The 14,691-nt window shown below is 66.8% G+C and carries 8 protein-coding genes; 1 reads left to right on the top strand and 7 read right to left on the bottom strand.

Going from position 1 to position 14,691, the window contains the following annotated elements; all coding sequences use genetic code 11:
• Nucleotides 1-15: 15 nt before the first annotated feature.
• From putA to hemE, 3 genes are all read right to left on the bottom strand, one after another.
• On the bottom strand, nucleotides 16-3,948 hold the full coding sequence (gene putA, locus WS75_RS20810; protein WP_059682686.1) for a trifunctional transcriptional regulator/proline dehydrogenase/L-glutamate gamma-semialdehyde dehydrogenase: 3,933 nt from the start codon (nucleotides 3,946-3,948) through the stop codon (nucleotides 16-18).
• Between the two features lie 380 nt (nucleotides 3,949-4,328).
• Nucleotides 4,329-6,590 carry a primosomal protein N' gene (locus WS75_RS20805; RefSeq protein ID WP_059682684.1) on the bottom strand — a complete coding sequence of 754 codons (2,262 nt, stop codon included), beginning with the start codon at nucleotides 6,588-6,590 and terminating at the stop codon, nucleotides 4,329-4,331.
• 448 nt (nucleotides 6,591-7,038) lie between these two features.
• Nucleotides 7,039-8,133, bottom strand: coding sequence for a uroporphyrinogen decarboxylase (gene hemE, locus WS75_RS20800; protein ID WP_059682681.1), 1,095 nt, complete (start codon nucleotides 8,131-8,133; stop codon nucleotides 7,039-7,041).
• A gap of 147 nt (nucleotides 8,134-8,280) precedes the next feature.
• Here hemE and WS75_RS20795 point away from each other — a divergent pair, with 147 nt between their 5' ends.
• Nucleotides 8,281-9,090 (top strand): transporter substrate-binding domain-containing protein, encoded by an 810-nt coding sequence (locus tag WS75_RS20795; RefSeq protein ID WP_059682678.1) that lies wholly within the window; start codon nucleotides 8,281-8,283, stop codon nucleotides 9,088-9,090.
• Between the two features lie 699 nt (nucleotides 9,091-9,789).
• On the opposite strand, the gene WS75_RS20790 is transcribed toward WS75_RS20795, so the two are convergent.
• The 4 genes from WS75_RS20790 to atpG form a co-directional block, all read right to left on the bottom strand.
• Entirely contained in the window at nucleotides 9,790-11,517 is a 1,728-nt protein-coding gene (locus WS75_RS20790; RefSeq protein WP_059682676.1) for an AMP-binding protein, read from the bottom strand.
• Nucleotides 11,518-11,775: 258 nt separating this feature from the next.
• On the bottom strand, nucleotides 11,776-12,201 hold the full coding sequence (locus tag WS75_RS20785) for a F0F1 ATP synthase subunit epsilon (protein ID WP_006477288.1): 426 nt from the start codon (nucleotides 12,199-12,201) through the stop codon (nucleotides 11,776-11,778).
• Between the two features lie 104 nt (nucleotides 12,202-12,305).
• A complete protein-coding gene (atpD, locus tag WS75_RS20780; protein ID WP_034188169.1) occupies nucleotides 12,306-13,700 on the bottom strand; it encodes a F0F1 ATP synthase subunit beta in 1,395 nt (464 codons plus the stop codon).
• Nucleotides 13,701-13,766: 66 nt separating this feature from the next.
• Nucleotides 13,767-14,642, bottom strand: a complete 876-nt coding sequence (atpG, locus tag WS75_RS20775) for a F0F1 ATP synthase subunit gamma (RefSeq protein ID WP_059682674.1) — start codon at nucleotides 14,640-14,642, stop codon at nucleotides 13,767-13,769.
• Between the last annotated feature and the right edge of the window lie 49 nt (nucleotides 14,643-14,691).

Here is a 14,691-nt window from a genome sequence, read left to right as displayed (position 1 = left end):
GAACGGCAAGGATGGTCAGCCGATCGTCATCAAATTCGCATTGCCGCCCGCCGCGGCCGTGTTCACGCTCACCGAGCGCTCGGTGAGCAGGCGCTCGAGCGCGTAGTCTTCCGCGTCGCCGTTCTCGAACGCGCCCGCCGACACGCCCTGCACCGACACGATCGGGCCCGGTCGCTGCGCGACGTCCTTCACGAGCGTCAGCAGTTCGTCGCTATCGCCTTCGAACAGCACCGCGTCGAACGGCGCGTCGGCCTGCTTGCGCACGGCCGCATGCGCCTTCAGCGCCGCCGGCAGCGCGGCGACCAGCGCCTCGCCCGCCGCGCCGGCGAACAGCGCGCGGTTGCCCGTCGCCAGCACCGCCGCGAACTGCGCGCGCGCGCCGCCCGGCGTGGCCGCGACACACAGCACCGTGCCGCGCGGGCCGAGTGTATACGTGTTTCGCTCGCCCGTCGGCCCGGTCAGCACCGCGGTCGCACCGGCCGGCACCTGCGCCAGATAGCCGTCGCAGCGTGCGGCCAGCGCCGGCTCGCGCTGCTCGATCAGCCAGTCGCGCAGCGTCGTGAGCGCCGCCGCCGGGTTGCCGCGTGCATCGCCTTCGACCGCGCCGTCCGCGATCAGCATCTGCGCGAGCGAGCGCGGCAGGCCCGACGGACGCGTCGCGAGCAGGCGCTGCAGATACAGCGCGCCGCCGGCCTTCGGGCCCGTGCCCGACAGCCCTTCGCCGCCGAACGGCTGCACGCCGACCACCGCGCCGATCACGTTGCGGTTCACGTAGATGTTGCCGACGTGCGCGTTCGAGATCACGTGCGCGATCGTCTCGTCGATCCGCGTGTGGATGCCGAGCGTCAGGCCATAACCCGTCGCGCGGATCTGCTCGAGCAGCTTGTCGAGCTGGCTGCGGCGATAGCGCACGACGTGCAGCACCGGGCCGAACACTTCACGCTTCAGCTCGTCGATGCTGCCGATCTCGATCAGCGTCGGCGGCACGAACGTGCCGTGCGCGCAGGCTTCCGGCGACGACAGCTGCGTGACCGCGTGGCCCTTCTCCTTCATCGCCGCGACGTGCGCGTCGATCGTCTGCTTCGCTTCGGCGTCGATCACCGGACCGACGTCGGTCGACAGGCGGTCGGGGTTGCCGAGCGCCAGCTCGTGCATCGCGCCCTTGAGCATCGTCAACGTGCGGTCCGCGACGTCGTCCTGCAGACACAGAACGCGCAGCGCCGAACACCGTTGACCGGCCGAGTCGAACGACGACTGCATCACGTCCGCGACGACCTGCTCCGCGAGCGCCGACGAGTCGACGATCATCGCGTTCTGGCCGCCCGTTTCCGCGATCAGCGGAATCGGCTTGCCGTCCGGGTCGAGGCGCGCGGCGAGCGTCTTGTTGATCAGGCGCGCGACTTCGGTCGAGCCGGTAAACATCACCGCGCGCGTGCGCGGATCGGCGACCAGCGCCGCGCCGACGGTCTCGCCGGTGCCCGGCAGCAGCTGCACCGCGCCGGCCGGCACGCCGGCCTCGCGCAGCAGGCGCACGGCCTGGGCGGCGATCAGCGGCGTCTGTTCGGCCGGCTTCGCGAGCACCGTGTTGCCGGCCGCGAGCGCGGCCGCCACCTGGCCCATGAAGATCGCGAGCGGGAAGTTCCACGGGCTGATACAGACCACGGGGCCGAGCGGACGGTGCGTGTCGTTCGAGAATTCGTCGCGGATCTGCGCCGCGTAGTAGCGCAGGAAGTCGACGGCTTCGCGAATTTCGGCGATCGCGTTCGGCAGCGACTTGCCGGCTTCGCGCACGATCAGGCCCATCAGCGTGTGCATCTGCGCTTCGAGCAGGTCGGCCGCGCGCACCAGGCAGTCGGCGCGCGCATCGACCGGCGTCGCCTGCCAGATCGGCGCGGCAGCCACCGCGTGCGCGAGCGCCGCGCTCACGTGTTCGGCCGTCGCTTCGCTGACGGTGCCGACCAGGTCGCGGTGGTCGGCCGGGTTGCGCACGTCGCGCGCCGGGGCGTCGGCGAGCGCGTCGTCGGCGAGCATCGGCGCCGCGCGCCACGGATGGTGCGCGCTCGCGAGCAGCGCGGACGACAGCGACGCGAGACGATGTTCGTTCGACAGGTCGAGGCCCATCGAGTTGGGACGCTCGTCGCCGTACAGGTTGCGCGGCAGCGGGATCTTCGCGTGCGGCGCGCCGAGCGGCACGACCTTCGATGCCTCGTCGACCGGATCGGCGACCAGTTCCTTCACCGACACCGTCTTGTCGGCGATGCGGTTCACGAAGGACGTGTTCGCGCCATTCTCCAGCAGGCGGCGCACGAGGTACGCGAGCAGCGTTTCATGCGTGCCGACCGGTGCATACACGCGGCACGGACGGTTCAGCTTGTCGCGGCCCGTGACTTCCTCGTACAGCGGTTCGCCCATCCCGTGCAGGCACTGGAATTCGTACTGGCCGGGGTAGTAGTTCTGGCCGGCCAGGTGATAGATCGCGGCCAGCGTGTACGCGTTGTGCGTCGCGAATTGCGGGTAGACGGCGTCGGGCGCCGCGAGCAGCTTCTTCGCGCACGCGAGGTACGACACGTCCGTATAGATCTTGCGCGTGTAGACCGGATAGCCTTCGAGGCCGTCGACCTGCGCACGCTTGATTTCGGTATCCCAGTACGCGCCCTTGACGAGACGGATCATCAGGCGATGACGGCTGCGGCGCGCGAGGTCGATCAGGTAGTCGATCACGAACGGGCAACGCTTCTGGTAGCCCTGCACGACGAAGCCGATGCCGTTCCAGCCCGCGAGGTCCGGGTCGAAGCACAGCGCCTCGAGCAGGTCGAGCGACAGTTCGAGACGGTCGGCTTCTTCCGCGTCGATGTTCAGGCCGATGTCGTAGCGGCGCGCGAGCAGCGCGAGCGCACGCACGCGCGGCAGCAGCTCGCTCATCGTGCGGTCCTGCTGCGAGCGCGAGTAGCGCGCGTGAAGCGCCGACAGCTTGATCGAGATGCCCGGGCCTTCGTAGATGCCGCGGCCGCCGGCGGCCTTGCCGATCGCGTGGATCGCCTGCTCGTACGACGCGTAGTAGCGCTGCGCGTCCTCTTCGGTCGTCGCCGCTTCGCCGAGCATGTCGTACGAGTAGCGGAAGCCGCGCGCTTCGTACTTGCGGCTGTTCGCGAGCGCTTCGGAAATCGTCTCGCCGGTGACGAACTGCTCGCCCATCAGACGCATCGCCATGTCGACGCCCTTGCGGATCAGCGGCTCGCCGCCGCGGCCGATCAGGCGCGTGAGCGCCGACGACAGGCCCGCTTCGCTATTGGTCGTCACGAGCTTGCCGGTGATCATCAGGCCCCAGGTCGCCGCGTTCACGAACAGCGACGGCGCGTGGCCGACGTGCGAGCGCCAGTCGCCCTTGCTGATCTTGTCGCGGATCAGCGCATCGCGCGTCGCGCGATCGGGAATGCGCAGCAGCGCTTCGGCCAGACACATCAGCGCGACGCCTTCCTGGCTCGACAGCGAGAACTCGTGAATCAGCCCCTCGACGCCGCCGCCCGAGCTCTTCTCGCGCAGCGCCTCGACGAGCTGCGTCGCGAGCGCCTGCACGTCGCCCTGCAGGTTCGCGGGCAGGCGCGCCTGGCCCAGCAGGAACGGCACGCATTCCGGCTCGGGGCGGCGATACGCGGCCGTGATCGCCGCGCGCAGCACCGATTGCGGCTGCACGTTCTGTGCGAACTCGAGGAACGGATGCGGCGAGTTGTCGTCGTCGCCGTCCGTCGCCTGGCCGTCGGCGAGCTCCGTCACGCCGCTGTTGCCCGACAGTTCAGGCGGCAGCTGGCCGTGCTCGATCCGCTCGAGGTACGCGAAGATCGCCTGCTTGATCAACCAGTGGGGAGTGCGCTCGAGACGCGCTGCCGCGTCTTTCAGGCGCGAGCGGAGAAGGTCGTCGACTTTGACGCCGAGAGTCGTGCTTGCCATGGTGGGTTCGTGCGCCGGTGCGAGCCCGGCGATGTGGTGTGAGAGGATGCGCGAAATCCTACGGCACGCAATAAAAAGGTGCAACCGAATTGATGGATTGGTTGCACCTTCAAGTTACTCAATATAATCAGCCACTTATGAAGTTGCAACCTAGGGGTTGCCCGTGGTCCGCGGATCGGTGTTTTCCCTGATCGGGACGCGTTGGCGCATATGGGCAACCCTCGGCGTGCACCACCGAGGGGAAAAGCGGGTTGCACTGCCCGTGGTGGCAGGGAATTCAGGTGGGTGTGGGACGGGCCGGCAGGCGGATCGCGCAGGCCGACGGTTCCGGCCGGCCCGGGAACGGCGAGCGGTGCGGGTGCGGCGGCCGCGCGCGCCGCTCAGATATCCAGCGGATCGACCTCGACGCTCCACCGCAGCACGCCCTTCAGCGCACGCAGTTCCGGCTGCCATGCGCGCAGCGCATGCTGCAGTGCCGCCCGCGACGCGCTTTCGAGCAACAACTGCGCGCGGTGGACGTTCGCGACCTTGACGATCGTCATCGGCACAGCGTCGTAGACGGTCACGCGATCGGCGCCCGGCAGCCCCGGCAACGCGGCCGCGGCCTGCAGCAGGAACGCGAGCGCCGCATCGAGCGTGCGCCCTTCGGCGCGCAGCAGCGCCTGGTAGACGAACGGCGGCAGGTGCGCGTCGCGGCGCTCGCCGAGCGTCGAATTCGCGAAGCCGACGTAATCCTGCCGGCCGAGCGCGTGATACAGCGCGTGACGCGGGTAACGCGTCTGCACGAGCACCTCGCCCGGCAGTCCGGCGCGCCCCGCGCGGCCGCTCACCTGCATCAGCTGCGCGAACAGCCGCTCGCTCGCACGGAAGTCGTGCGAGAACAGCGCGGTGTCGGCATTGAGCACGCCGACGAGCGACACGCGCTGGAAGTCGTGCCCCTTCGCGATCATCTGCGTGCCGACCAGGATGTCGACTTCACCGGCGTGCACATCCGAGAACAGCGCCTGCGCGCTGCCCTTGCGTCGTGTGCTGTCCGCGTCGATCCGCAAAATCCGTGCGCCCGGCACGGCCTCGGCGAGCGCCTCCTCGATGCGCTGCGTGCCGCGCCCGAGCGGCGCGATATCGACGTTCCCGCATTCCGGGCACGACCGCGGAATGCGCGCTTCCCAGCCGCAGTGATGGCATCGCAGCGCATGCTCGGGCTTGTGCAGCACGACGTAGGCGCTGCAGCGCGGGCAACCGGCGACCCAGCCGCACGCGTCGCACGCGAGCTGCGGCGCGTAACCGCGCCGGTTCAGGAACACGAGGCTCTGTTCGCCGCGTTCGAGCCGCGCCTTCAACGCCGCGACGAGCGGCCCCGACAGCCCGCCCATCGATGCGCGCCCGCGCCGCCGCTCCTCTTCGAGATCGATCAGTCGCACGGTCGGCAGCGTCGCGTCGGCTACCGCGCGGCGCGACAGCGTGAGCCGCGTGTAGCGGCCCTGATCGGCCTGCCACCAGCTCTCGAGCGAAGGCGTCGCCGAACCGAGCACGACCGGAATGCCGAGATGCTTCGCGCGCCACACGGCAAGATCGCGCGCCGAATAACGCAGCCCTTCCTGCTGCTTGTACGCGGGCTCGTGCTCCTCGTCGACGACGATCAGTGCGAGCGTCGGCAGCGAAGCAAGCACCGCGAGCCGCGTGCCGAGCACGATCCGCGCGCGGCCCGTGTGCGCGCCGAGCCAGTTGCGCGCACGCTCGCCCTCGGCGAGCCCGCTGTGCAGCGTGACGATCGCGTCGTCGGCGAGCGTGCCCGCGAAGCGGGCGCGGAACGCGGCCTCGAACTGCGGCGTCAGGTTGATTTCGGGCACGAGCACGAGCGCCTGCGCGTCGGGCCGCGCATCGAGCAGCGCGGCGAGCGCATGCAGATAGACCTCGGTCTTGCCGCTTCCGGTCACGCCATGCAGCAGGAACGGCGCGAAGCCCTGCGCGGCGCGGATCGCGTCGAGCGCCTCCGCCTGCTGGTCGGTGAGCGCCGGCGGCACAGTTCGTCCACTGGTTGTCGACAGGTTATCCACAGCTTTGGGCACAGGCGCGTCGGCCCAGCCGATTTCCTCGATGGCGACCCAGCCGCGCGCCGCCCAGTCGTCGAGCGTGGCGGCGGCCTTCGGATGCAACGCACGCGCATCGGGCAACGTCATCGAAGCGGTGTCGGCGAGCGCCTGCGCGAGCCGCCGCAGCGCGGCCCCGCGCGCCGGCAGTGCGTCGGGCAGCGCCGCGCGGCCGGCTTCGGTCAGCCGGTAGCGCACCTCGGGCGCCAGCAGCCGGCCCCAGCGCTCCGCGTCGCGCAGCGCCTGCGGCAACGCCGGCAGCGCGACTTCGCCGCGACCGCGCTGGTAATAGTCGGCCGCGAACGACACGAGTGCGAGCCAATCCGGCCCGAGCGGCGGCAGCTCGGCACAGATCGCGTCGATCGCCCGCAACCGGGACGGCGGCACGTCGGTGTGAGTCGTCACTTCGCAGACGAGGCCGACAACCTGCCGCTTGCCGAACGGCACCTGCACCAGGGTGCCGGGCACAGGCGCCGGCTGGACGTCGCAGCGGTAGTCGAACAGGGTGGCAAGCGGATGGTCGAGGGCGACCCTGAGGTAGGTGCCGCCCATCACCGCGCTCCGGCGACAGCACGGGGCACACCGGCGAATTGCACCCGGTTCCGCGCCACGGTGGCGAACTTAAAGTAAAACCTCAGATTCGGCGCTAAGTTTTGGATGCGCATTAGGAATCGCCGTATACCCTGACCAGCCTGTGGATAACTTTGTTGAGAACTCGCCGTTCAACAGCCGCGAAGCGCGCGGGGCCGTGCTTCCCGCTGTTTTCGGCCGCCGTCGGCCGCGCCCCGCGGAGCCTTATTCCATAAGGCTGCTATTCAAATTACTCAACCATAGCGAGACAATTCGACCGATACAGGGCTCTACCGCGCTGCAACGTGGGAAATGTGTATAAGTCAAGTCTTGACAAGCCTTAAATCGGCAACCGGTGCGGGGTTGCGCCCTGTTTAGCGCCGACAGCGAAACGCCGCCACGCCGCAGTGCAGCATGACAGCGCTTGCGCTTAGCCCACCGATCCGCTACGGATCTTGCGGCTGTGGGTGTGCACTTCGTCGACGAGTTCGGCGACGTGGTCGGGCGACGTGAACTGCGAAATGCCGTGGCCGAGGTTGAATACGTGACCGGGGTGATTGCCATAGCTGTCGAGCACCGCACGCGCCTGCTCGCGCACCGCGGCCGGCGGCGCAAACAGGATCGTCGGGTCGAGGTTGCCCTGCAGCGCGACGCGCCCGGCGACGCGTTCGCGCGCGGCGCCGAGATTGACCGTCCAGTCGAGGCCGACCGCGTCGACGCCGGTCGCCGCGATTTCCTCGAGCCACAGCCCGCCGCCCTTCGTGAACGTGATCACCGGCACGCGCTCGCCGTCGTGCTCGCGCTTCAGCTGCGCGACCACGCGACGGATGTAGTCCAGCGAGAAGCGCTGGTATGCGCCGTCCGCGAGTGCGCCGCCCCACGTATCGAAGATCATCACGGCCTGCGCGCCGGCTTCGATCTGCGCGTTCAGGTACGCGGCCACGGCCTGCGCGTTCACGTCGAGGATCCGGTGCATCAGGTCGGGGCGCGAATACGCCATCGACTTCACCGTGCGGAAATCGTCCGACCCGCCGCCTTCGACCATGTAGCACGCGAGCGTCCACGGGCTGCCCGAGAAGCCGATCAGCGGCACGCGCTGGCGGCCCTGGCCGTCGGTCAGCGCGCGGCGGATCTCGCGCACGGCGCCCGTCACGTAGCCGAGCGTCTCCTCGATGTCCGGCACCGCGAGCTTCGCGACGTCGGCCTCGGTGCGCACCGGATGCGCGAACTTCGGCCCTTCGCCGACCTGAAAGTCGAGGCCGAGGCCCATCGCGTCGGGAATCGTCAGGATGTCCGAGAACAGGATCGCGGCGTCGAGCGGGAAGCGCTCGAGCGGCTGCAGCGTCACTTCGGTCGCGTAGTCGGGATTCTTCGCGAGGCCGAGGAAGCTGCCGGCGCGCGCGCGTGTCGCGTTGTACTCGGGCAGATAGCGGCCGGCCTGACGCATCAGCCAGATCGGCGTGTAGTCGGTCGGCTCGCGCAGAAGCGCACGCAGGAAGGTGTCGTTGAGCAGGGTATGGGCCACGGTAGGAGCGACGAGCGAAGGCAAAGCGGCATTTTACCGGAGCGCGGCCGCACGGCTGCGTATGCCGATGCGATGGCGGCCATATGACGCGTGCGAGGGCTCCGCTATGATCGGACGCTGATATCGACCGACCGAAGGAGGAGACCGATGAAGACATTCGCCACGCTGGCCACGCTCACCGCTGCCATGCTTTGCTGCGCCGCCGCGCACGCGCAGGGTACAACCACGACGGCGGCCCCGACCACCGCGGCCGTCGGCTCGCGGCTCGACGACGTGGTCGCACGCGGCACGCTGCGCGTGTGCACGACGGGCGACTACAAGCCGTATTCGTACTACCGGGCGGACGGCCGCTTCGAGGGCATCGACATCGACATGGCCGAGTCGCTCGCGAAGTCGCTCGGCGTGAAGGCCGAATTCGTGAAGACGAGCTGGTCGACCCTCACCAACGACTTCGTCGCGAAGTGCGATGTCGCGGTGGGCGGCGTGTCGACGACACTCGAGCGCCAGAAGCGCGTGTTCTTCACGCAACCGTACGTGGTCGATGGCAAGACGCCGATCGTGCGCTGCGCGGACGCCGACAAGTACCAGACCGTCGCGCAGATCGACCGGCCCGAGACCCGCGTGATCGTGAACCCGGGCGGCACCAACGAGCGCTTCGCGAAGCAGTTCTTCACGCATGCGAACCTGAGCGTTTATCCGGACAACGTGACGATCTTCAAGCAGATCCTCGCGGGCAAGGCGGACGTCATGGTGACGGATGCGTCCGAGACGCTGTTGCAGCAAAAGCTGAATCCGGGCCTGTGCTCCGTGCATCCGGACAAGCCGTTCCAGTTCGGCGAAAAGGCGTACATGGTGCCGCGCGGCGACGTCGTCTTTCAGCAGTACGTCGACCAGTGGCTGCATCTGGCGCTATCGTCCGGCGAATATCAGGCGATCTCCGACAAGTGGCTGAAGTGAGTACGATCGCGCGCGCAACGGGCGTCCGATAACGACATGGACCCGTTGCCGCCGCCGGCCGCGCACACCGCCGTTACACATCGGCGTGCGCACGGCCGGCGTGAAATCGCGAAAACCGGCCGAATGGCCGACTATCGCGTGCCCCAATCACGTTTCAAAATCTTTCCGACGAATGAATCGTCATGTGCGGTATCTGCCGGGCGATGCACATTCCGGCGTGTAAATCGGCATTTCATCGGCACCGATACGCATGAAAAACGCGTTATGCGCACCCGATGAAAACTCTGCGGAAAAGACGAGTAAATATGACCTTTTTCAGGACCCCGAAAACAGCAAAAAATCCCGGAAAGCCTTATCTGGCGGGCGTTACAACCTGAAACACTTTGTTACCGCGAGGGGCCGTTAATTCGCCCACAATGGGCTCAACGGTTTCAACACGGATGCGGTCTCGTGTGCCAAGTGTGAGCGGACGCGAAGCGCTGCGAGCCAGTCGGTCACGTACCGAAGCCCTTCCGAGGGGCATCCCTGTTGGAGCCGTTTCCGGCCCCCGCCGGACTCGGTTTCATCTTTGGTCTCCTCGCGCTAACCCCGTAGCGTGTGGTTTTTAGCGGGCTAATAGGCCCGCTTTTTTTCGTCCATCGAAAACGCAACGGCCCGCAGGCCGCCGCGTTCGTCCCGCCGCCGGGCCGCTCGGTCGTATCAAGCGGTCTTCTGCACGTCGAGCTTCAGTTCGTCGATCATGCGTTCGCGCATCACGAATTTCTGCACCTTGCCCGTCACCGTCATCGGCAGCTCGTCGACGAAGCGGATGTAGCGCGGAATCTTGTAGTGCGCGATCTGGCCGGTGCAGAACGCGCGCACGTCGTCCTCCGTCATCTGCTCGTTCGCGCGCAGCACGATCCAAGCGCACAGCTCCTCGCCATATTTCGCGTCGGGCACGCCGAACACCTGCGCGCTCTGAATCTTCGGATGCCTGAACAGAAATTCCTCGATCTCGCGCGGATACACGTTCTCGCCGCCGCGAATCACCATGTCCTTCAGCCGGCCGACGATGTTGCAGTAGCCGTCAGCGTCGAGCGTCGCGAGGTCGCCCGTATGCATCCAGCCGTCGACCAGCACCTCGCGCGTCTTCGCGTCGTCGTCCCAGTAGCCGAGCATCACCGAATAACCCTTCGTGCACAGCTCGCCCGTCGCGCCGACCGGCACGATCTCGCCGCTCGGATCAACGATCTTCACCTCCAGATGCGGCTGGATGCGCCCGACCGTCGTCGTGCGCTTCTCGAGCGGGTCGTCGGTCGAGCTCTGGAACGACACGGGGCTCGTCTCCGTCATGCCGTACGCGATCGTGATCTCGGACAGATGCATCTGCGACACGACGCGCTTCATCGTCTCGATCGGGCACGGCGAGCCGGCCATGATCCCGGTACGCAGCGTCGACAGGTCGAACTTCGCGAAGTCCGGATGATCGAGTTCCGCGATGAACATCGTCGGCACGCCGTGCAATGCGGTACAGCGCTCGTCGGCGACGGCCGCGAGCGTCGCGACCGGATCGAACGCCTCGCCGGGGAACACCATCGCCGCGCCCTTCGACACGCACGCGAGCACGGCCAGCACCATCCCGAAGCAGTGATACAGCGGCACCGGGATGCAGAGCGAATCCTGTTCGGTGAAGCGCATCGCCATCGCGATCGAGCGCGCGTTGTTGACGACGTTGCGGTGCGTGAGCGTCGCGCCCTTCGGGCTGCCGGTCGTGCCGCTCGTGAACTGGATGTTGATCGGATCGGTGGCCGCGAGTGTCGCGCCGATCGCGTCGAGCCGCGCGACATCGAGCGTGTCGCGGCCGCGCGCCATCACGTCCGCGAAGCGGAACATGCCGGCCGGCGCGACCTCGCCCATCGATACGATCGTGCGCAGGCTCGGCACGCGTGCCGCATGCAGGTGGCCCGGCGTCGCGCTCGCGAGCTCCGGCGCGATCGTCTGCAGCATCTCGACGTACGCCGACGTCTTGAAGCGCTCGGCCGCGATCACGGCCTTGCAGCCGACCTTGTTCAGCGCGTATTCGAGTTCCGCAAGCCGATAGGCCGGGTTGATGTTGACGAGGACCGCGCCGATGCGCGCGGTCGCGAATTGCGTGAGCAGCCATTCGCTGCGGTTCGGCGACCAGATGCCGACGCAGTCGCCCTTCTCGATCCCGAGCGCGGCGAGACCGGCCGCGAGCACGTCGATCTCGTGCGCGAACGCGCCCCAGGTCCAGCGCACCTGCTGTTCGCGGAACACGACGGCCGGGCGATCGGGAAAGCGGCCCGCCGTGTCGAGCAGGAACCGGCTGATCGTCGCTTCGGATAGCGGCACGTCGGTCGCGCCGCGCACGTACGACAGTCCGTTTTCGGGCGCGATCAGCGCCCCCTTGCCAAGGTCTGCTGCCATCGATGTCTCCGTCCGTTTTCGTCTGATCGGCTCCGCACGCGGCTGACGCGCACGCCTGCTCCGCCACGATCGCGGCGGGCTGCCTCTGCGCGGATGATGCCGCGTTCTGCTGACGACACTCTGACATCAAATCGCGGCGGGCGGATGAAATAGCACGACCGGACGATACGATCCGGCCCGCAAAAAACAGACGAAAACGACGGACGAAAAAAAAGCAGCCCGAAGGCTGCTTTCTTTCGCGGGATACGCGCGCGCGGCTCAGTGCCGGCTGCGAATCTTCGCCAGACGCTGGATCGCTTCGAGCTGCGCCATCGCGGTCGCGAGCTCCGATTGCGCCTTTGCGAGGTCGAGGTCCGACTTCGCGTTCTGCAGCGTTTCCTCGGCACGCTTGCGCGCTTCCTCGGCTTTCGCCGCGTCGAGGTCCTTGCCGCGGATCGCGGTATCGGCGAGCACCGTCACGGCGCCCGGCTGCACTTCGAGAATGCCGCCTGCGACGAACACGAATTCGTCGTTGCCGCCCTCGACTTCGATGCGCACCGCACCCGGACGAATCCGCGTGATCAGCGGCGTGTGACCCGGCAGAATACCCAGCTCACCCGTTTCGCCCGGCAGCGCGACGAATTTCGCCTCGCCCGAGAAGATCTGCTCTTCCGCGCTGACGACGTCTACTTTGATGGTTGCCATATCGACTCCTGGTTGAGCGTATTACGTGGGCGCCCGTCCGTGAAAAGATGCCATCGAGACATCCTTCACGAACGCACGGGCGCCCGCTGCGTTACACCCGACCTTTACTGGATCTTCTTGGCCTTTTCGAAGGCTTCGTCGATCGTGCCGACCATGTAGAACGCCTGTTCCGGCAGGTGGTCGCACTCGCCGTCGACGATCATCTTGAAGCCACGGATCGTTTCCTTCAGCGGCACGTACTTGCCCGGCGAGCCCGTGAACACTTCAGCGACGTGGAACGGCTGCGACAGGAAACGCTGGATCTTACGAGCGCGCGCGACCGACAGCTTGTCTTCCGGCGACAGTTCGTCCATGCCCAGAATCGCGATGATGTCGCGCAGTTCCTTGTAGCGCTGCAGCGTCTGCTGAACGCGACGGGTGATCGAGTAGTGCTCTTCACCGATCACGTTCGGGTCGATCTGGCGCGACGTCGAGTCGAGCGGGTCGACCGCCGGGTAGATACCCAGCGAAGCGATGTCACGCGACAGAACGACGGTTGCGTCCAGGTGGCCGAAGGTGGTTGCCGGCGACGGGTCGGTCAAGTCGTCCGCAGGGACGTACACGGCCTGAACCGACGTAATCGAGCCCTTCTTGGTCGACGTGATGCGCTCTTGCAGCTTGCCCATTTCTTCAGCCAGCGTCGGCTGATAGCCCACTGCCGACGGCATACGGCCGAGCAGTGCCGACACTTCGGTACCGGCCAGCGTGAAACGGTAGATGTTGTCGACGAAGAACAGCACGTCGAGGCCTTCGTCACGGAAGTGCTCGGCCATCGTCAGGCCGGTCAGCGCGACGCGCAGACGGTTGCCCGGCGGCTCGTTCATCTGGCCGTACACCAGCGCGACCTTGTCGAGAACGTTCGAGTCCTTCATTTCGTGGTAGAAGTCGTTCCCTTCACGGGTACGCTCGCCCACGCCCGCGAACACGGAGTAACCGCCGTGTTCCTTCGCGATGTTGTTGATGAGCTCCATCATGTTGACGGTCTTGCCCACGCCAGCACCGCCGAACAGGCCAACCTTGCCGCCCTTCGCGAACGGGCAGATCAGGTCGATAACCTTGATACCCGTTTCGAGCAGTTCGGTCGACGGCGACAGTTCGTCGAACGCCGGAGCCTTCTGGTGGATCGAACGCGTGTGTTCGCTTTCGATCGGACCGGCTTCGTCGATCGGACGGCCGAGCACGTCCATGATACGACCGAGGGTCGGCTTGCCGACCGGCACCGAAATCGGCTTTGCCGTGTTCTTCACGGTCAGGCCGCGGCGCAGGCCGTCGGATGCACCCAGACAGATGGTACGGACAACGCCGTCGCCCAGCTGCTGCTGGACTTCGAGCGTCAGTTCCGAGCCATCGAGAATGAGCGCGTCGTAGATCTTCGGCATGCTGTCGCGCGGGAATTCCACGTCGATAACGGCGCCGATGCACTGTACGATCTTGCCTTCTACCAAAGCAGCAGTACTCATCGCTTTTCCTTTAAATACCTGATTCTTTACTCGCGCAAAGGCGCAGTTGTCGTCCGTGGCGCGCGCTTAAACAGCGGCTGCGCCGCCGACGATCTCCGACAGTTCTTTCGTAATCGCGGCCTGGCGGCTCTTGTTGTATACGAGCTGCAGTTCGCTGATCACCGTCTTCGCGTTGTCGGACGCGGCCTTCATCGCGACCATGCGTGCCGATTGCTCGGACGCCATGTTCTCAGCGACGGCCTGGTACACCAGCGCCTCGACGTAACGCACGAGCAGTTCGTCGACGACTGCCTGCGCGTCCGGCTCGTAGATGTAGTCCCACGACGTGGCCGGCGTCCCGTCATCGGCGTCGAAGTGTTCCGACGACAGCGGCAGCAGCTGCTCGATCACGGCTTCCTGCTTCATCGTGTTGACGAAGCGCGTGTAAGCGATATAAACCGCCGACAGCTTGCCTTCCGAGTACAGGTCGAGCTGCGTCTTCACTGCGCCGATCAGCTTGTCCAGATGCGGGGTGTCGCCGAGGTGCACGACCTGCGACATCACCTTCGCGCCGAAGCGGTTCAGGAACCCGAGGCCCTTGCTGCCGATCGCCGTGGCTTCGACCTTCTGGCCCTTCTCTTCCAGCTCCTTGAACTTCTGCACCGTCGCACGCAGCACGTTGGTGTTCAGCCCGCCGCACAGACCCTTGTCCGTCGTGACGAGGATGATGCCGGCCGTGTTCGCGCCGTCGTTTGCCACCATGAACGGGTGGCGGTACTCCGGGTTCGCGCGGCTCATGTGCGCGGCGATGGCACGGACCTTGTCCGCGTACGGACGAGCGGCGCGCATGCGTTCCTGCGCGCGGCGCATCTTCGATGCGGCCACCATCTCCATCGCCTTCGTGATCTTGCGCGTGTTCTGCACGCTCTTGATCTTGCCGCGAATTTCCTTCATTCCAGCCATAGCTTGCTCCTTGACCGAAGCTGCGCGGGCGCATCAGCACTCGCGCGGC

It is taken from the genome of Burkholderia sp. FL-7-2-10-S1-D7, assembly GCF_001524185.1.
Lineage (GTDB): Bacteria > Pseudomonadota > Gammaproteobacteria > Burkholderiales > Burkholderiaceae > Burkholderia > Burkholderia diffusa.
The sequence above is the reverse complement of the archived record's forward strand: the minus strand, read 5'-3'. Positions and strand labels throughout refer to the sequence as shown.